The organism is Buttiauxella sp. AC038, assembly GCF_979253565.1.
Window position 1 is genome coordinate 552,315 of record NZ_CEEDCQ010000001.1, and the last position, 16,783, is coordinate 569,097.

Sequence of the window (16,783 nt, forward strand, 5' to 3'; positions counted from 1 at the left end):
AACCAAATTTGAGCCGGTTCACACTTTTCAATGAAAATTGCAGGTCAATTTCACGATGAGTTATGTAGACTGGCCGCCATCTACGAGGCACGTGTACTACATGACTGACATCATCGAGACTACTACTATCGAAACTACTTTTTCTGATCTGGGTCTTAACGACTCCATCCTTAAAGCCCTGAACGATCTGGGTTACGAAAAACCATCTCCAATCCAGGCAGAGTGTATCCCACAGCTGCTGGCTGGCCGCGATGTACTGGGTATGGCCCAGACTGGTAGCGGCAAAACTGCAGCGTTCTCTTTACCGCTGCTGCACAACCTTGATCCAGAGCTAAAAGCACCACAAATCCTGGTGCTGGCACCGACCCGCGAACTGGCGGTTCAGGTTGCTGAAGCCATGACGGATTTCTCTAAACATATGCATGGCGTAAACGTTGTTGCCCTTTACGGTGGCCAGCGTTATGACGTGCAGCTGCGCGCCCTGCGTCAGGGACCACAAATTGTTGTTGGTACCCCAGGTCGCCTGCTTGACCACTTAAAACGCGGTACGCTGAATCTGTCCAGCCTGAAAGGTCTGGTACTGGACGAAGCTGATGAAATGTTGCGTATGGGCTTCATCGAAGACGTTGAAACCATCATGGCTCAGATCCCAGAAGGTCACCAGACCGCTCTGTTCTCTGCAACTATGCCAGAAGCGATTCGTCGTATTACTCGTCGCTTCATGAAAGATCCGCAGGAAGTGCGCATTCAATCTAGCGTGACTACTCGCCCGGACATCAGCCAGAGCTATTGGACTGTGCACGGTATGCGTAAGAACGAAGCACTGGTTCGTTTCCTCGAGTCTGAAGATTTTGATGCGGCGATCATCTTCGTACGTACCAAAAACGCAACTCTGGAAGTGGCTGAAGCGCTGGAACAGAGCGGCTATAACAGTGCTGCACTGAACGGTGACATGAACCAGGCACTGCGTGAGCAAACCCTGGAGCGTCTGAAAGACGGTCGTCTGGATATCCTGATTGCAACCGACGTTGCAGCTCGTGGCCTGGACGTTGAGCGTATCAGCCTGGTTGTTAACTACGACATCCCGATGGACTCCGAGTCTTACGTTCACCGTATCGGCCGTACAGGTCGTGCTGGTCGTGCTGGTCGTGCTCTGCTGTTCGTTGAGAACCGTGAGCGTCGTCTGCTGCGTAACATCGAACGCACCATGAAGCTGACTATTCCTGAAGTTGAACTGCCAAACCGCGATCTGCTGAGTGAGCGTCGTCTGGCTAAGTTTGCAGCTAAAGTTCAGCAGCAACTGGAAAGCAGCGATCTGGATCTGTACCGTGGTCTGCTTGCAAAAATCCAACCTTCTGCTGAATCAGAAGAAGCGCTGGATATGGAAACACTGGCTGCAGCACTGCTGAAAATGGCACAGGGCGAACGTCCTCTGATCCTGCCACCAGATGCACCAATGCGTCCACGTCGTGAATTCCGTGAGCGCGATGAGCGTTTCGAACGTTCAGACCGTGCACCACGTGGCGATCGTCCAGATCGTGCACCGCGCGGTGACCGTCCAGAGCGTTCAGATCGTCCACAGCGTGATGGTGATGCACCACGTCGCGAACGTCGTGATGTTGGCGATATGGAACTGTACCGCATTGAAGTTGGCCGTGATGATGGTGTTGAAGTTCGTCATATCGTTGGCGCTATCGCTAACGAAGGTGATATCAGCAGCCGTTACATCGGTAACATCAAACTGTTCGGTACTCACTCTACTATCGAACTGCCAAAAGGCATGCCGGGCGAAATCCTGCAGCACTTTACCCGTACTCGTATTCTGAACAAACCAATGAATATGCAGCTGATGGGTGATGCTCAGCCTCGTACTGACCGTGGCGGCGAACGTCGTGGCGGCGGTGCAGCAGCAGGTGCTGGTCGTGGTTTCGGTGGTGGTGAGCGTCGTGAAGGCGGTCGCGGTCCACGTCGTGATGGCCCAGCAGGTGCTGGTGCACCACGTAGTTTCAGCGGCGAACGTCGTGAAGGCGGTCGTGGCCCACGTCGTGAAGACGGTGCAGCTCCTGCTCGTCGTCGTACAACAGAAGCATAATCACAGAAGTTTATGCCTGCTGTTTACCAGCAGGCAGTGATAAAAATCCTGGTTAATGCAACCGGGATTTTTTTATCCAAATTGTACTCATGTACTGGTACAATGTAGCGCAGCAAGGCTGTCACTTCGACAGTCGTTCTTTGTCTCAGGAATTCGTATGGCAACTTTAGCAACCACCCACGCCTCGCCGTCTATTTTTGGTGGGGTAATGATTATTGGCGGCACTATTATTGGTGCAGGAATGTTCTCTCTGCCGGTGGTGATGTCTGGGGCGTGGTTCTTCTGGTCTATTGCAGCGTTATTAGTGACCTGGTTTTGTATGCTGCATTCCGGATTGATGATTCTGGAAGCCAACCTCAACTACCGCGTAGGCTCAAGCTTTGATACCGTCACTAAAGATTTGCTGGGTAAAGGTTGGAATCTGATCAATGGCCTCTCTATCGCTTTTGTGCTGTATATCCTGACCTACGCCTACATTTCGGCAAGCGGCTCGGTGATTCACCACACGCTTGGCAAAATGTCTGTCGATTTCCCCGCAAGGTTCGCCGGGTTGATATTTGCCCTGGTGGTCGCTTTTATCGTCTGGCTCAGTACCCGCGCAGTCAGCCGCATGACGACCATCGTGCTTGGCGCGAAAATCTTGACTTTCTTTATGACGTTTGGCGGCCTGATGTGGCATGTCGAACCCGCAACACTTCTCGATAGCAAAGCCATCAACCCAAGCTATTTGCCGTATATGTTTATGACGTTGCCATTTTGCCTGGCCTCATTTGGCTATCACGGCAATGTGCCGAGCCTGATGAAGTATTACGGTAAAGATCCACAGACTATTAAGCGTTGCCTTGTCTGGGGAACGCTGATGGCGTTGGTGTTGTACATCATTTGGTTGGTGGGCAGTATGGGAAATATTCCGCGCAGTGATTTTATTGCGATTGCTGATAAAGGCGGGAATATTGATGTGTTGGTCGGTGCATTGAGTGGTGTACTGAACAGTCGTACCCTGGATTTACTGTTGATCGTTTTCTCCAACTTCGCTGTTGCCAGTTCATTCCTGGGGGTGACATTAGGCTTATTCGATTATCTGGCCGATCTGTTTAAATTTGATGACTCACCTTTAGGTCGCTTGAAAACCGCGTTAGTGACTTTCATCCCGCCAATGTTAGGGGGGTATCTGGCCTGATGGATTTATCTACGCGATTGGATTTGCGGGGTTGGCGGCGACTATCTGGGCGGCAATTGTTCCAGCTCTTCTCGCAAAAGCTTCTCGCAAGAAATTTGGCAGCCCGACTTACCGGGTGTGGGGCGGGAATAAAATGATTGTGCTGATTCTTATCTTCGGTGTGACAAACGCCGCTATCCATATCCTTTCAAGCTTCGATTTACTGCCGGTTTATCACTAAGTTTTCGCCCCTCCACCGAGGGGCGAAAACTTTACAGGCTCTCGTAAACATCCATCGCCAGGTCAAAGGAATGCAGGCGAGCTTGGGTATCAAAAATCTGGCCATTAACCATAATTTCATCAGCCTGCGTTTCACGCAGCAATGAGATCAGACCGTGGCGTACTTTCGCAATATCACCCACCAGAGACATGCTCAATGCCTGCTGCACGCCATATTTCTCTGCCGGGCTCCAGAAGCTATCCATGTTTTCAATCGGCGGTGGCAACTGGCCCGTTTCGCCACGACGCAATTTAGCGAAAGCTTGCTGCATCGAGGTAAACAGGAATTCGGCATCGCGGTTGCTGTCAGCTGCAATAATATTGATGCATACCATTGCATACGGTTTTTCCAGGCGGGCAGACGGTTTGAACTGGGCACGATAAAGTTGCAGCGCCTGGAACAACATATCGGGTGCAAAGTGTGAAGCAAAGGCGAACGGCAGCCCAAGTTGGGCCGCCAGTTGGGCGCTATACAAGCTTGAACCCAGCAGCCAGACAGGAATTTTAGTGTTGTAGCCAGGAACCGGGCGCACTGCCGGGTTTGGGTCTGTGGCATCAAACCATGACACCAGTTCACTGACATCGCGTGGGAAATTGTCGATATCACCACTCATATGGCGGCGCAACGCCATCATAGTGCGCTGGTCGCTTCCCGGCGCGCGACCTAATCCTAAGTCAATACGCCCAGGATAAAGAGTCTCCAGGGTGCCAAACTGCTCGGCAATCACGAGAGGTGAGTGGTTCGGCAACATCACGCCACCGGAACCGAGGCGCAACGTTTCGGTATTCGCCGCCAGATAGCCAATCAACACGGACGTCGCAGCACTCGCGATGCCGGTCATATTGTGGTGCTCTGCTAGCCAGTAGCGGTGATAGCCGCGCTTCTCGGCCAGGCGAGCTAAATCTAAGGATCGATGAAACGCATCACGAGGCTGGGAGCCTTGTGGAATAGGGGCTAGATCGAGTAGTGAAAAAGGAGTTTGAGACATAACGGCTCACTCTGTTTATTGATGATTGTCTTTCAGTATTGCCGAAAACCATCAACAATTAAGTAACAAAGTGAGCCTTTTTTAGCTCTGAGTCACCAGTTCTAAGCCAGCAACGCGTCGCCAGTAGCCATTACAATCGTTTTGCTGTGCCAAAGATAACGGCGCATTGCCATTCTCATTTTTGCGGAAGGCTTCCAGAACGCGAAGTGTTTCCATACCCATCGGTGATAAACGCACCATATCGACTAAGCCTTTCATCGAGGCCAGTTCGTTTCCGAGGTTGTACACATAGCCGCTCATGGTCTGAATTCCATTAAGCACAAACACTTGCTGATTTTCCTGAGACAACATGTTGCGGCCGACAGGATATTTAATGCAGCAGGTTTCGCATTCATCTTTTGGTTTGTCTTCGGAACGTGCGGTGAAACAGCGTGCGGAATACGCCAAAGGCAAATGGCCATAGCTGAGCACTTCGACTTCAAACTTATTGCGAATACCCAACTCGTCACACTGAGTGAGCATGTTTGCCAGCCAGTCACGTGAAAGCTCAACCGGCATACACCAGCGAACCATACCTTGTTTGAGCAGTATGCGCAGCGTCACCGCGTTATAGCAGTTGAGCGCGTGGCCTGCGACAAACGGCAGTTTGCGTTCTGCCGCCATATTCACGGCACCGAGGTCATTGGCTTCAATCAGGAAATCACCATTCTCGACGTAGCGTTTTAGCTCGTTTAATTCAGACGGAGCTTGAACCAGTGCCAGCGTGGAGAGGACAACTTGCTTACCCTGGCTTGCCAGGCTTTTCGCCATATCCAGCCATTCGCCCGTTTTGGTTGCACGGCGCTTGCTGCACACTGACTCACCAAGATAAATCGTCTCGGCACTGCTGTTTGCTGCAGCCTGGTAAAATTTTTCCAACGTCTCTTTTGGCCAGTAGTACAGCACTGGCCCTAATGAATATTTCATGGTCATCCCTACTGCCATTTACGGTGATAGGCACCGAGAGTGGTTTGCGTGCCTTCGGCCATCGCTCCCAGATCTTCCATCCACGCAGGTTTCGCACGGTAGTTTTCCGGATCAGACATACACAGATCGATTGCTTGACGCCAGACTTTCGCTACCTGGCTGACATAGGCCGGGCTACGCTGGCGGCCTTCGATTTTCACCGACGCAATATTCGCGGCTAATAATTCAGGCAGCAGTTCAAGTGTGTTCAGGCTGGTTGGCTCTTCAAGAGCGTGATATTTCTGATCGTCAACCAGATAGCGACCTTTGCAAAGCGTCGGATAACCTGCGTTTTCACCATCCTGATACCTGTCGATAAGTACATCATTGAGGCGTGACTCAAGGCCTTGCGGAGTTTGTTGCCAACGCACAAAGCGCGCAGGGGAACAGGCTCCCACCGTGTTAGGCGACTCACCGGTCAGGTAGGAGGAAAGATAGCAACGCCCTTCGGCCATAATGCACAGGCTACCAAAAGCAAAAACCTCTAGCGGTACAGGGGTTACGCGAGCCAACTGTTTTACCTGATGAATGGATAACACGCGTGGTAAAACAACACGCGCAACGTCGAAGTTGCGATGATAAAAGCGGACTGCTTCTTCATTGGTGGCGGAGGCTTGTACCGATACGTGGCGCTCAATATGCGGATAACGCTCAGCCGCGTATTCAAGCATGGCGAGGTCGGCCAGAATTAAAGCGTCGGCTCCGAGTTGCGCTGCCATATCTACTGCATGTTGCCAGCGCACGTAGCCGTCCGGATGCGCAAACGTATTGATAGCGATATGCAATTTACGGCGATGTTGATGCACGTAACTTACCGCTTCTTGCAGTTTCTTCTCCGTGAAATTCAGTCCAGCAAAATGGCGGGCGTTGGTATCATCTTTAAGACCAATGTAAACCGCATCGGCACCATTATCGATGGCCGCTTTCAACGCCGGTAAGTTTCCAGCTGGGCAAAGCAACTCCATAATTTATCCTGAATCATTGGGTAACCTGAGAGGAAACCCATGCGGCCCAGTGTCGGACAGCAAAATTGTTAACGAACTGGGATTTTAGTTAACCCGTCCACGACAAATTTTGATTTAAGGCAGCTAATGGCGTATTGATGAAATCAATATGATGGTATTGATAACCCGCAAACTTGTTGATTTACACCGCTACGGAGAATGGCTGGTGTGGCAAAATGGTGGTTAAATTTCTCAAGGAGTAAAGCTTGTGTTGGATAAATTGCGTTCACGCCTGGTCCATCTCGGCCCGTCACTGTTAAGAACACCGGTTAAACTGACGCCCTTTGCTCTAAAGCGCCATGTGCTTGAACAGGTTCTTGGCTGGCAGTTCCGTCAGGCAATGGAAGAAGGTGAACTCGAATTTCTTGAGGGACGCTGGTTAAGTATTGAAGTGCGTGATCTCGGTCTAAAATGGTTTACTTCGGTACAAGATAACAAACTGGTTGTGCGGGAAGATGCTCCGGCTGATGTGAGTTTCAGTGCGACAGCCAACGATTTGTTGATGATCGCTGCACGTAAACAAGATCCCGATACCCTGTTTTTCCAACGCCGCCTGATGATTGAAGGTGACACTGAACTGGGTCTGTACGTCAAAAATTTAATGGATGCCATTGAGCTGGATGCGATGCCAAAACCACTACGCATGCTGCTACTGCAACTGGCTGATTTTGTCGAAGCGGGGATGAAGCATAAACCTGCTCCAGAAAGTAACTCGGTAGGTGAGCCATGCTAATTCGTGTAGAAATACCTATTGATGCTCCAGGCATCGACGCTTTACTTCGCCGCTCCTTTAATAGCAATGGTGAAGCAGATTTGGTGAAGGATTTACGAGAAGACGGCCTTTTAACACTGGGTGTTGTTGCCACGGATGACGAAGGTCAGGTCGTGGGTTATGCCGCATTCAGTCCGGTTGCGGTCGAAGGTGAAGAACTACAGTGGGTTGGTCTTGCGCCACTGGCTGTAGACGAAGCTTATCGCGGCCAGGGGCTGGCGAAAAAACTGGTTTATGAAGGACTCGATTCACTCAATGAATTTGGTTATGCCGCCGTTGTGACATTGGGCGAACCTGCGCTATATAGCCGCTTTGGTTTTGTTCCCGCTGCACAATTCGATTTGCGCTGTGCCTGGCCTGATACCGAAGCCTATTTTCTGATTCATCCACTGGCCGATGATGCGCTCAATGGCGTGAGTGGTTTAGTGGAATATCACGAGCATTTTAACCGAGAGTTTTGATCTCTGATTTCGTTTGAAGGCCTGCCAAAAGGTCTTCAAACGACAATGCTCCTTTTACCAACATCTCTTTCTGCGCTTTAGTTAGCTGCTTGATGCGATACTCCAGGCGCAATGCGCTTGAGCGATCGCCCACCAGATGGCTAAAGGCCAATGTTAACTCACCTTTCCCACGCAGTGCTTTCGCACCTTTCCCGGTTTGATGCTGAGAGAAACGGCGCTCCACATCGGTGGTAATGCCCGTATATAAACGGTTATCGAGGGTGCGGATTAAATAGAGATACCAGGGGGACATAGGTCGGGCGCATAATTGATGTTTTCCGCAGAATATCACTCTTCAGGTTGCACATGGAAACTCTCAATGCCATTAGTCGTTGGCTGAACAAACAGCATGTACTGACTTACTGCGCAGGCAGTAATGGTGATTTATGGTGCGCAAATGCGTTCTACTTATTTGATGAACAGCGTGTCACTTTTTACCTGTTAAGCGAAACTCACACTCGTCACGGAGAGTTGATTGGAAACCAGGCCAATGTAGCCGGAACGGTTAATGGGCAGCCCAAAACCGTCGCGTTAATTCGTGGCGTACAGTTCCGCGGCGAAATCACGCTGGTGGCTGAGCAAGAAGCCGATAGCATTCGTGCTCGTTACTGCAAGCGCTTCCCAGTAGCGCGAGTGATGAAGGCACCGGTGTGGGAAATTCGTCTTGATGAAATAAAAATGACCGACAACACGCTCGGTTTTGGTAAAAAGCTCCACTGGCTGCGAGATGACACTAAACTTGGTTAATAGGCGACAGGAGAACTTATGAACCGGGTTTTGATTACGGGGGCCACAGGTCTTATTGGTGGGCACTTACTACGTATGCTAATCAATGAGCCGCAGATCGGTCATATTGTTGCTGCGACCCGTCGCCCCTTGCCTGCAATGAATAAAGTCACCAACCCCTACGATCCTCAGTTGAGTGATGCACTCACACAATTGACCGAGCCGATTGATACAGTCTTTTGCTGCCTCGGTACCACGATGAAAGAAGCGGGCAGCAAAGAAGCTTTTGTGCTGGCGGATTACACGCTAGTGGTGGACACCGCCATCACTGGGCTGCGTTTGGGAGCTAAACAGATGCTGGTGGTTAGCGCCATTGGCGCGAACAGCAAATCGCCATTCTTTTATAACCGGGTAAAAGGTGAGATGGAGGAGGCATTGATAGCGCAACAGTGGCCGCGTCTGACGATTGCTCGTCCATCCATGCTGCTCGGCCATCGGGAGTCACAGCGTTTAAATGAGTCGCTGTTTGCACCATTGTTCAAAATCATGCCTGGGAAGTGGAAGTCCATCGAAGCAAGGGATGTGGCGAAAGCAATGCTGCATGAGGCGCTTAAGCCTGCAGGCGAGGGTGTGAATATTCTGGACTCAAGTCAGTTACGTGAAATAGCAAAAGCCCCATAAGGGGCTCTATCGCAAATGATGTACGACCTGGTTGCTACTGCCGCGCCAGACCAGCGCTGGGTCTTTCAAATCCTGAATGAACTTGCCATCGATTAACACGTTAATTAAATCAACCACTTCGCGCTGAGCTTCGGTTAATTCATCGAGCTTGTAACCCGTCCACATCCAGATATCTTTGCCAAGGCATTCCGCCCGTACTCGCTGCACCAGCTTTAGCACATCCGCGATGTTTTGCGGATGAAGCGGGTCGCCGCCGGAAAGCGATAACCCCTGGCGGCGGATACGCATGTCGTTCAGATCGGCAATAATCCGGTCTTCCATCTCCTGGGTGAACGCCATACCGGAATTCAGCCGCCAGGTGCTTTTGTTATAGCACCCGGGACATTCATGTACGCAGCCGGAAACGAACAGCGTGCAGCGTGTTCCCGGCCCGTTTACGATGTCTACCGGATAGTATTGGTGGATGTTCACTTAACCAATCTGCCCGTTACCCAAATGCTTCACGCGGCGCTTCACTTCTTCCTGCTTACCGGCGTTAAACGGACGTGCATCCGGGCTGCCAAGATAACCGCAAACACGGCGTGTTACGGATACGCGAGCCGCGTCGTGGTTGCCACATTTCGGGCAGGTAAAACCTTTGCTGGTGCATTCAAACTCACCAGTAAAGCCACACTCGTAGCACTCATCAATTGGTGTATTGGTGCCGTAATACGGAACGTGTTTGTAGCTGTAATCCCAGACGTCTTCCAGCGCTTGCAGGTTGTGCTGGATGTTCGGGTATTCGCCGTAACAGATGAAACCACCATTCGCGATAGGTGGATACGCTGCTTCAAAGTCGATTTTGTCGTATGGATTAACTTTCTTCTCAACATCTAAGTGGAAGCTGTTGGTGTAGTAACCTTTGTCGGTCACGCCTGGAACCACGCCAAACTCAGCGGTATCAAGACGGCAGAAGCGGTCACACAGGTTTTCACTTGGTGTGCTGTAGAGGCTGAAACCGTAGCCAGTCTCTTCTTTCCAGCTGTCGGTTGCCTGGCGCAGACGCTCAACAATTGCGACGGCTTTCGCACGCAACTCTTCGCTGTCGTAAACGTGCTGATTACCAAACAGTGCATTCACCGTTTCGTGGATGCCGATGTAACCCAGAGAAATCGACGCACGGCCATTTTTGAAGATTTCAGAAACGTCGTCGTCTGCTTTCAGGCGCACACCGCAAGCCCCTTCCATATACAGGATTGGTGCAACACGCGCTTTCACACCTTCCAGGCGCGCAATACGCGTCATCAGTGCTTTGAACGCCAGCTCCAGACGGCTATCGAGCAGCGTCCAGAAGGCAGCTTCATCGCCTTTCGCTTCCAGCGCAATGCGTGGCAGGTTCAGGCTGATAACGCCGATGTTGTTACGGCCATCGTGAATCTGCTCACCGTTTTCTTCGTACACACCAAGGAAACTGCGGCAACCCATAGGCGTTTTGAACGAGCCGGTGACTTTAACGACCTGGTCGTAGTTCAGAATGTCCGGATACATGCGTTTGCTGGCGCATTCCAGAGCGAGCTGTTTGATGTCGTAGTTTGCATCGCCAGCCTTGTGGTTCAGGCCATCTTTAATAGCGAAGACCAGTTTTGGGAACACCGCAGTTTTACGGTTTTTACCCAGACCCGCGATGCGATTACGCAGAATAGAGGTCTGAATCAGGCGTGATTCCCAGCTAGTTCCCAGGCCGAAACCGAAGGTCACGAATGGTGTCTGACCATTAGCGGTGTGGAGCGTATTCACTTCATATTCCAGCGACTGGAAAGCGTCGTAACACTCTTTCTCAGTACGTGAAAGCGCATAACCTTTAGCGTCTGGAATCTGCCATTCTTCGGCAGTTTTACGGTGCTTCTCAAAGCTTTCTGTAACAAATGGCGCCAGCACTTCATCAATGCGATTAATTGTGGTGCCGCCATAAATGTGGCTGGCAACCTGGGCAATGATTTGTGCGGTAACAGCTGTTGCTGTTGAGATGGATTTTGGCGGCTCAATTTCCGCATTACCCATTTTAAAGCCGTGCGTCAGCATGCCTTTAAGATCGATAAGCATGCAGTTAAACATCGGGAAGAACGGGGAGTAGTCCAGATCGTGGTAATGAATGTCCCCACGTTCATGCGCCAGAACCACATCACGCGGTAACAGGTGCTGTGAGGCATAGTGTTTAGCCACGATACCGGCTAACAGGTCGCGCTGAGTCGGGATAACTTTGCTGTCTTTATTGGCGTTTTCATTGAGCAAAGCGGAGTTGGTTTGTTCTACCAGACCACGAATTTCCTGGTTCAGGCGGCCACGCTTCTCACGTTCGATATCGCGGTCGTGGCGATATTCAATGTAAGCGCGTGCAAGTTGCTTGTAGTCACCAGCCATCAGTTGGTTTTCAACTGCGGTCTGGATTTCGCCAATATCTACCTGGCTGCGGCCTTCCATCTGCGTGCGGACAATATCTGCTACGGTGGCGCAATAGTCTGCGTCATCGACTCCCGCTGCTTTAGCTGCACGAAGAATAGCTTCTTTGATGCGCTCTGAAGTGAAAGGCACTTTGCACCCATCTCTTTTCATCACATGCGGTGTCATGATCTCTCCATTTTTAAAAAAGGTTATCCACAAAGGATTAGAATTGCCCGCGAGCTGTATTTACCCGCGTTACCATAGGTTTTTTGTTTTAGGGCCTATGTTTATCCACAGATAATCCCCAGAATTGTCTGTAGGACATGTTGTTATAATAGACGGGAACTACAACATGTTGGGTCGGGGTGCATTTTAAGGTCTATATGTAGTGATTTGCATCAAAGATGTTTGCGATTTTATTGATGCAGAACAAAGTAAATCGGGCACAGCAGGAAGGATGGGCAGTGGGCAAAACTCTTAAAATTTGAAGGAGGAGATCTCCCTCAAATATGAGGGAGAAATCGGGTAAGGATTAACCTTGCAACCAATAAACAGCTTCGAAAGGCCGTAAGCTTATCTCGCCAGGTTTACCTACAGCGTCAGAATAGTTACTCATCAGTACATCCCAGTCACCTTCGAAGGCTTCCGGCATCCACCACTGGTTTTCACGGCTGAGGTTGGCAGCCACGACTAATGTTTGCCCTTGCCACTCACGGCGGTAACACCATAAATATGGGTGCTCCGGCAGCAAGTCCTGATAACTACCCCAGGTAAACACAGGGTTTGCTTTGCGCAGCTTAATCAGTTGCTGGTAGGCATAAAATACCGAGTCCGGGTCATCAACCGCTGTTTTAGCGTTGATGGTTTGATAGTTATCGCACAGGTTAATCCACGGAGTTCCCTGGGTAAAACCTGCGTTTTCACCATCGTCCCACTGCATCGGTGTGCGGCTGTTATCGCGCGATTTACTGGCAAGAATGGCCAGCAGATTGTCGCTATCCCGGCCTTGCGCACGCAGTTCGGCGTACATGTTGTGGCTTTCCACATCGCGATAATCAACGATGCGTTTAAAGTGCGGATTGGTCATCCCCAGCTCTTCGCCCTGGTAAATATATGGCGTACCTTGCATACCGTGCAGCACCATGCCCAGCATTTTCGCCGCGGGAACGCGCAGTTCACCTTCATCGCCAAAGCGCGACACGATGCGCGGTTGGTCGTGGTTACACCAGAACAACGCATTCCACGCCACATTGTGCATGCCTTGCTGCCAGTGGCTGAAAATCGCTTTCAGCGCGACGTAATCAGGAGCCGCCAGCGCCCATTTTTGCCCGCCAGGGTAGTCAACTTTCAGATGATGGAAGTTGAACGTCATCGACAGTTCATTGCTGTTTAGCGCAGCGTATTGCTGGCAGTTATCAAGCGTGGTTGACGACATTTCACCAACAGTCATCAACCCGCGTGGTGTAAACACATCACGGCTGAATTCTTGCAGATACTCATGAATGCGCGGCCCGTCGGTATAGAAACGACGCCCATCGCCGCCATCAATATCGGCTGGGAAATCTTGATCTTTCGATATCAGGTTGATCACATCCAGGCGCAAACCATCTACGCCACGATCGGACCAGAACTCGCAGACTTTCTTCAGTTCCACGCGAACCTGCGGATTTTCCCAGTTCAGATCCGCCTGCTCAGGAGCAAACAGATGCAGATAATACTGGCCGCTTTCCGCATGCCAGCGCCAGGCGTTACCACCGAATTTAGAGCGCCAGTTGTTTGGCACCATATCCGGTGTGCCGTCACGCCAGATATAAAACTCGCGGTACGGACTCTCTTTATTCAGCGCTTCGTGGAACCATGCGTGCTGCGTTGAGGTGTGGTTAAACACCATATCCAGAATGATACGAATCCCGCGGTCGTGCGCTTCAGCGACCAGCTTGTCGAAATCATCGAGGGTGCCGTAAGTCGGGTCAATCGCGCAGTAGTTGGCAACGTCATAGCCATTATCAATCTGCGGGGAGATATAAAACGGGGTCAGCCAAATTGCATCAACACCCAGCAGTTTTAAGTAGTCCAGGCGTTTAATGACGCCTGCAAGATCGCCGGTGCCGGTGCCGGTCGTATCCTGAAAACTCTTCGGGTAGATCTGGTAGATGACACCATGTTGCCACCAGGGAGGAGTTGTATTCATAAATCATTCCTAAAACCAGTGAGGCCAATGTGACCTCTGTTGTCGGATGACGCTAACGCTTATCCGACCTACGAAAAGCCGTTGTAGGGTGGATAAGCGCTAGCGTCATCCACCACCGATTGTGAACCGACTAAACCACCAACAACGTGCCCTGACGGTATTTGCGCTTATACATCACGCTGGTCAGTACGATTGGCACAATCACCGCAATCAGAATCGCCAGGGAATAAACTTCCCAGTAACGTGGCTGAATGGACAGAATGCCAGGCAAGCCGCCAACGCCAATCCCGTTTGCCATCACGCCGCTCAGGCCACACAACAAGCCTGCAAGCCCTGAGCCAACCATTGCGCACAGCATCGGGAAGCGGTATTTCAGGTTGATGCCGTACATCGCCGGTTCGGTAACACCGAGGTAGGCGGAAATCGCTGCCGGAACTGAAATCTCACGTTCGTTATGTTTACGGCTGCAAATAATGATGCCGACAACCGCTGACGCCTGAGCAATGTTAGACAGTGCAATCAGTGGCCAAACCGGTGTGCCACCCATGCTCTGAATCATCTGCATGTCGATGGCGAGTGTTGTCTGATGCACGCCGGTAATCACCAGCGGTGCGTACAGGAAGCCAAACAGTGCTGCACCTATCGGCGCAAAACTGCCGGTCATCAGGTGGCGAACCGCAAAGGCCACACCGTCGCCAATCCAACGACCAAACGGGCCGATAAACGCATGCGCCAGAAATACCGCCAGAATCAGTGAACAAACAGGCACTATTACAAGATAGAGGTAATCTGGCACGATGCGTTTCAGACGCGTCTCAATAAAGCCAAGAGCAAGACCTGCCAGCAGTGCTGGAATTACCTGCGCCTGGTAGCCCACTTTTTCGATGGTAAACCAGCCAAAATTCCACACTTCAGGAATTTTGCTACCTAATTCATAGGCATTCATAAGTTGTGGGGAGACGAGCGTGACGCCAAGTACAATCCCAAGGATAGGCGTTCCACCCATTTTCCGCACAGCTGACCAGCAAATACCGACCGGCAGATAGAAGAAAATAGCTTCGCCAATCAGCCACAAGAAGTCGTAGATGGATTGCAGTGAAGGGTGCATTTGCGCGAGCGTAAGCCCGTTGCTCATTGGCAAATCGCCAATCACATTACGGAAGCCGAGGATCAAACCACCGCTGATCAAAGCTGGTAACAGCGGGAAGAAGATCTCGGCGAAGTGGGAAATTAACTGCTCGTGCCATTTCATGTTCTGGCGTGCGGCGAGCTTCGCTTGCTCTTTATCTGCGGAGCTGTGCCCTGTGGCGGCAATCAGCGCCTGATAGTAATCACCCACTTCGGGGCCAATCACGACCTGGAATTGCCCGGCATTGGTAAAGCAGCCTTTTACCATCGGCAGCTCTTCAATCTCTTTTGGTGAAGCTACTTGTGGGTTGTTCAATACAAAACGCAGCCGGGTAATGCAATGACTCACGGTTGCGATATTGCCCCGTCCGCCGACCAGGTCTATCAGCTTTTCTATATCCTGTTGTTTCACTTTGGCCATGATGAGGTTCCGAAGTAGGTAGGGAGAAGTTATCTGCCAGCAAGGTTATCTTTTAATCTTTTTACCGGGAATGGGAACGTTCCCGAAACAAGGCGACGATCACAATAAACCTGAGTTTGGAGCGTTTATTGAAGAGTGCAGGGGATGACTATCTGGCGTAACTCACGATCTTGCGTAACTTGCCCAATCAACTGCAATACTGCCTGGCGACCTGCTTCGGCATAGCCAGGGTCGATAGTGATGATTTCCGGATGCAGGAACTTCATCAGTGGCGTATTACCGACGCTCGCTAGTTGCAGCGTGGTGCGTTGGTGTTCCTGTAGATATTTGCTGGCGCCCAGAGCGAGGGTGTCGGTCGCGCATAGCAGGGCGGTGGTTTCTGGCAACAAAACTTCAGCGACGTGTTCGTAACCTTGTTTCATCGCCAACCCCGGCAATGCCACGTTTGGCGTCAGTTGGCGCTGTTTGCAGAAGGCGAGATAAGCTTCATGGCGGCGTAAACCTGTTGTCACATCACTATGCGGCACGCCAAGAAAACTAATATGACGATGGCCCTCGGCATAAAGTTTCGCCATCAGGCTGGTGATAGCGCCTTCGTCGTCATAACAAACGGAAGCAAAGCCCTTGGCATCACGCGCCATCAGAACCAGCGTCGATTGCCACGGAGTGAGCATCTTTTCGTTGATGCCGGTAAAACCAAACAGAATCACACCGTCGATATTGCGCCGCTTGAGCATGCCAAGATGTTCTTCCACCAGCTCCGGGTCGAACTGGCTTTCCATCATGATCGGGTCATATCCTTGCTCGTACAGCGACGGCAGCATGGTTTGTACCGCGAGGTTTTCGGAGAGTGAATCCAGACGCGTCACAATAATGGCAACCACTTTATCGCTCTGGCCACGCATGGCACGCGCCGAGCGGGAAGGGGAGAAACCCTCTTGCTGCATGACCGCTTCCACTCGTTCTCGTGTACGGGCACTGACGCCGCTTTCATTATTCAGAACACGGGAGACCGTGGATTTACCGACACCGCTTAAACGGGCTATGTCTTTAATAGTGAGGCGGCTTTGCATCGTTTAGGTTCCCGGCAGTCAATTGCTCATTAGAATCAAGGCAAGCCAACAATACCACAATGGAAAAAATCTGGTTTACGCCAGGTTTAGGTTTAAGGGCGTAGAATGCCCGCGACTAGTGTAATGACTTTTACTTTTAACCGGAGGCGACATGGAACCTGATCCCAGTCCAGACCCTGTAATGACAGGAATAATCCGGTAAGACTCCCTTCTTTGAAGCAATTGCCTTTGAAGCGACTGCCTTACCGGATTGCGTAAGGCAGAGATCTATCTTGTATCAATCAACGATGTCCCTGCTGAAGAAATTATTTGGCCTGCAAGGCAAGGATTAGCCGCGCCTGC

15 protein-coding genes and 1 pseudogene are annotated in these 16,783 nt (G+C 51.0%); 7 read left to right on the top strand and 9 right to left on the bottom strand.

Going from position 1 to position 16,783, the window contains the following annotated elements:
- The first annotated feature begins 30 nt into the window (after positions 1-30).
- The 3 genes and pseudogenes from yrbN to mtr all read left to right on the top strand — a co-directional run bounded on the left by yrbN (position 31) and on the right by mtr (position 3,492).
- Positions 31-108, top strand: coding sequence for a protein YrbN (yrbN, locus tag AC0IXI_RS02720; protein WP_110510645.1), 78 nt, complete (start codon positions 31-33; stop codon positions 106-108).
- Positions 101-2,092 carry a DEAD/DEAH family ATP-dependent RNA helicase gene (locus tag AC0IXI_RS02725; RefSeq protein ID WP_134184795.1) on the top strand — a complete coding sequence of 664 codons (1,992 nt, stop codon included), beginning with the start codon at positions 101-103 and terminating at the stop codon, positions 2,090-2,092. Before yrbN ends, AC0IXI_RS02725 begins: the two co-directional genes overlap by 8 nt.
- 157 nt (positions 2,093-2,249) lie before the next feature.
- Positions 2,250-3,492: pseudogene (gene mtr, locus AC0IXI_RS02730) on the top strand (tryptophan permease).
- 31 nt (positions 3,493-3,523) lie between these two features.
- On the opposite strand, the gene AC0IXI_RS02735 reads toward mtr, so the two are convergent.
- The 3 genes from AC0IXI_RS02735 to ubiU form a co-directional block, all read right to left on the bottom strand.
- Positions 3,524-4,519 (bottom strand): luciferase-like monooxygenase, encoded by a 996-nt coding sequence (locus tag AC0IXI_RS02735; protein ID WP_064514042.1) that lies wholly within the window; start codon positions 4,517-4,519, stop codon positions 3,524-3,526.
- 81 nt (positions 4,520-4,600) lie between these two features.
- Positions 4,601-5,485 carry a U32 family peptidase gene (locus AC0IXI_RS02740; RefSeq protein ID WP_064514215.1) on the bottom strand — a complete coding sequence of 295 codons (885 nt, stop codon included), beginning with the start codon at positions 5,483-5,485 and terminating at the stop codon, positions 4,601-4,603.
- A gap of 8 nt (positions 5,486-5,493) precedes the next feature.
- The gene (ubiU, locus tag AC0IXI_RS02745; RefSeq protein ID WP_413499110.1) at positions 5,494-6,489 is read right to left on the bottom strand and encodes a ubiquinone anaerobic biosynthesis protein UbiU; all 996 of its coding nucleotides are present in this window, start codon (positions 6,487-6,489) and stop codon (positions 5,494-5,496) included.
- Between the two features lie 247 nt (positions 6,490-6,736).
- On the opposite strand from ubiU, the gene ubiT reads away from it, so the two are divergent.
- Positions 6,737-7,261 (top strand): ubiquinone anaerobic biosynthesis accessory factor UbiT, encoded by a 525-nt coding sequence (gene ubiT / locus AC0IXI_RS02750; RefSeq protein ID WP_471681887.1) that lies wholly within the window; start codon positions 6,737-6,739, stop codon positions 7,259-7,261.
- Positions 7,255-7,761 (top strand): GNAT family N-acetyltransferase, encoded by a 507-nt coding sequence (locus AC0IXI_RS02755; RefSeq protein WP_064514037.1) that lies wholly within the window; start codon positions 7,255-7,257, stop codon positions 7,759-7,761. Before ubiT ends, AC0IXI_RS02755 begins: the two co-directional genes overlap by 7 nt.
- Here the strand turns inward: AC0IXI_RS02755 and AC0IXI_RS02760 are convergent.
- Positions 7,745-8,053: a GIY-YIG nuclease family protein gene (locus AC0IXI_RS02760; protein WP_064514035.1), complete on the bottom strand. Its 309-nt coding sequence runs from the start codon at positions 8,051-8,053 to the stop codon at positions 7,745-7,747. The genes AC0IXI_RS02755 and AC0IXI_RS02760 overlap by 17 nt on opposite strands.
- 53 nt (positions 8,054-8,106) lie before the next feature.
- Here AC0IXI_RS02760 and AC0IXI_RS02765 point away from each other — a divergent pair, with 53 nt between their 5' ends.
- Both AC0IXI_RS02765 and AC0IXI_RS02770 read left to right on the top strand, forming a co-directional pair.
- On the top strand, positions 8,107-8,547 hold the full coding sequence (locus tag AC0IXI_RS02765) for a YhbP family protein (protein ID WP_134184787.1): 441 nt from the start codon (positions 8,107-8,109) through the stop codon (positions 8,545-8,547).
- An 18-nt stretch (positions 8,548-8,565) separates the two neighbouring features.
- Positions 8,566-9,207, top strand: a complete 642-nt coding sequence (locus tag AC0IXI_RS02770; protein ID WP_134184785.1) for an NAD(P)H-binding protein — start codon at positions 8,566-8,568, stop codon at positions 9,205-9,207.
- A 6-nt stretch (positions 9,208-9,213) separates the two neighbouring features.
- Here AC0IXI_RS02770 and nrdG read toward each other — a convergent pair whose 3' ends face one another.
- The 5 genes from nrdG to treR form a co-directional block, all read right to left on the bottom strand.
- Positions 9,214-9,678 (bottom strand): anaerobic ribonucleoside-triphosphate reductase-activating protein, encoded by a 465-nt coding sequence (gene nrdG, locus AC0IXI_RS02775; RefSeq protein WP_471681888.1) that lies wholly within the window; start codon positions 9,676-9,678, stop codon positions 9,214-9,216.
- Entirely contained in the window at positions 9,679-11,814 is a 2,136-nt protein-coding gene (nrdD, locus tag AC0IXI_RS02780) for an anaerobic ribonucleoside-triphosphate reductase (RefSeq protein ID WP_471681889.1), read from the bottom strand.
- Between the two features lie 346 nt (positions 11,815-12,160).
- Positions 12,161-13,819 carry an alpha,alpha-phosphotrehalase gene (gene treC, locus AC0IXI_RS02785; protein ID WP_471681890.1) on the bottom strand — a complete coding sequence of 553 codons (1,659 nt, stop codon included), beginning with the start codon at positions 13,817-13,819 and terminating at the stop codon, positions 12,161-12,163.
- A 130-nt stretch (positions 13,820-13,949) separates the two neighbouring features.
- Positions 13,950-15,368: a PTS trehalose transporter subunit IIBC gene (gene treB, locus AC0IXI_RS02790; protein WP_064514023.1), complete on the bottom strand. Its 1,419-nt coding sequence runs from the start codon at positions 15,366-15,368 to the stop codon at positions 13,950-13,952.
- A gap of 125 nt (positions 15,369-15,493) precedes the next feature.
- Positions 15,494-16,441, bottom strand: a complete 948-nt coding sequence (gene treR, locus AC0IXI_RS02795; protein ID WP_471681891.1) for a trehalose operon repressor TreR — start codon at positions 16,439-16,441, stop codon at positions 15,494-15,496.
- Positions 16,442-16,783 lie beyond the last annotated feature (342 nt).

Coding starts and splice junctions, on each gene's coding strand:
- yrbN (WP_110510645.1), top strand. CDS start 31: ATGAAAATTGCAGGTCAATTTCACGATGAGTTATGTAGACTGGCCGCC.
- AC0IXI_RS02725 (WP_134184795.1), top strand. CDS start 101: ATGACTGACATCATCGAGACTACTACTATCGAAACTACTTTTTCTGAT.
- AC0IXI_RS02735 (WP_064514042.1), bottom strand. CDS start 4,519: ATGTCTCAAACTCCTTTTTCACTACTCGATCTAGCCCCTATTCCACAA.
- AC0IXI_RS02740 (WP_064514215.1), bottom strand. CDS start 5,485: ATGAAATATTCATTAGGGCCAGTGCTGTACTACTGGCCAAAAGAGACG.
- ubiU (WP_413499110.1), bottom strand. CDS start 6,489: ATGGAGTTGCTTTGCCCAGCTGGAAACTTACCGGCGTTGAAAGCGGCC.
- AC0IXI_RS02755 (WP_064514037.1), top strand. CDS start 7,255: ATGCTAATTCGTGTAGAAATACCTATTGATGCTCCAGGCATCGACGCT.
- AC0IXI_RS02760 (WP_064514035.1), bottom strand. CDS start 8,053: ATGTCCCCCTGGTATCTCTATTTAATCCGCACCCTCGATAACCGTTTA.
- AC0IXI_RS02765 (WP_134184787.1), top strand. CDS start 8,107: ATGGAAACTCTCAATGCCATTAGTCGTTGGCTGAACAAACAGCATGTA.
- AC0IXI_RS02770 (WP_134184785.1), top strand. CDS start 8,566: ATGAACCGGGTTTTGATTACGGGGGCCACAGGTCTTATTGGTGGGCAC.
- nrdD (WP_471681889.1), bottom strand. CDS start 11,814: ATGACACCGCATGTGATGAAAAGAGATGGGTGCAAAGTGCCTTTCACT.
- treC (WP_471681890.1), bottom strand. CDS start 13,819: ATGAATACAACTCCTCCCTGGTGGCAACATGGTGTCATCTACCAGATC.
- treB (WP_064514023.1), bottom strand. CDS start 15,368: ATGGCCAAAGTGAAACAACAGGATATAGAAAAGCTGATAGACCTGGTC.
- treR (WP_471681891.1), bottom strand. CDS start 16,441: ATGCAAAGCCGCCTCACTATTAAAGACATAGCCCGTTTAAGCGGTGTC.